The following is a 1,288-nucleotide window of genomic DNA, read 5'->3' as shown; positions in this document are numbered from 1 at the left end:
AGCCGAGTCCTTGTACTTCACGATGATGCGGTCGGTTTCCATCAGGCCGGGAACGACCTTTCCGTTGCCGGCGCCCGCCATGGCCGAGACCGAGGCGACTGCCAGCGAGACTGCTGCACAGAGTTTCAACATTGCCGGATGAATCGAATGCGAATGCTTCATGGTTCTTCCTTATGTTTGGTTTTCCGTCAAGCGATTGCTCGCCTGTATCGTTGATGTAACCGGCCGAAGCCGGTGCCGTCTGGATGCGGCGAAGCCAGCGTAGCGCGAAAGGAAGAGGTAGCGCTCGGAAATTCAAATCGAATTCGTTGAATTCACAACACCTGCACGTACGTATTTTTCAAAAACATAATATCTTCGGACAAAAGTTAAATGGGCAAAATATTCGATGCCACATTTGCGCAATCTGCACGCACGTGCTGGCAAAAGCGTTAATTCTCGGACAAGTGTTCACATGACACTGTTGGTTTTCAAAAGGCCGAGCGCGCCTTCAACCCGCTGTGGCGGCCATCTGCACCGCTGCCGCCGCAATAAAAAACGCGCGGCTTGCGGCCGCGCGTTTCGCCTTGCAGCCTGCCGTCGCCGGCAGGAGAAAGTGGCTTACCAGGTCATCTTCAGGGTGTACTTGCCGCTGGTCGAGCCGGTGCCGCCGCTGTAGTACACGACGCGCACGTAGCGGGTCGAGGTGGTGGTGCCGGTGTTGGTCGTGTTGTAGCTGTCGACCGAACCTGCGCCGTTCTCGCTCTTGCCCAGCAGGGTGCCGGCGCTGTTGTACACGTACAGGTCATAGTCGGCGGTGCTGGAACCCGGCGTCAGGACCGACGCCAGGGTCTTGCCTGCCGGCAGATCGACACGGAAGTAATCGGTGTCGGTGCTGCTGCCCATGTTGCCGTTCATGGTGATGCCGCTGGCGGTCACGAGATTGGCGGTGCCGGTGGTGTTGTTCGACTCGACCTCGTTATTGGTCTCGACGATCACGAGGGCCGAGTTGACCGCGGCGGTGGCATCGACGATGCCGGTGCCGCAGCCCGAGCACGATGCCGGGAAGGCGCGTGCGGTCGACTTCAGCTTCTGCTCGATGCTGTCAGGGGTCAGGCCCGAGTTCACGGCCAGCATCAGCGCGGCCACGCCCGCCACGTGCGGGGTCGCCATCGAGGTGCCCTGGTAGCCCACGTAGTTGTCCGAGGCCGGGGCGCCGGTGCCCGAGTTCAGGGTCGACAGCACGCTGTAGCTGCCGTCGCCGCCTGGCGCCGCCACGTCGACCAGGGTGCCGTAGTTCGAGTACGAG

At 60.9% G+C, this 1,288-nt stretch carries 1 protein-coding gene; it reads right to left on the bottom strand.

Annotated features, from left to right (window positions below; all coding sequences use genetic code 11):
• Window positions 1-600: 600 nt before the first annotated feature.
• Window positions 601-1,288: S8 family serine peptidase (locus tag KBW98_RS23770; RefSeq protein WP_211522632.1), on the bottom strand; the 688-nt coding region annotated here is incomplete at its 5' end.

The sequence above is a fragment of the Massilia sp. ST3 genome, assembly GCF_018119405.1.
GTDB lineage: Bacteria > Pseudomonadota > Gammaproteobacteria > Burkholderiales > Burkholderiaceae_D > Telluria.
Note: the sequence above shows the minus strand (reverse complement) of the source record. Positions and strands in the feature narration are given on the sequence as shown.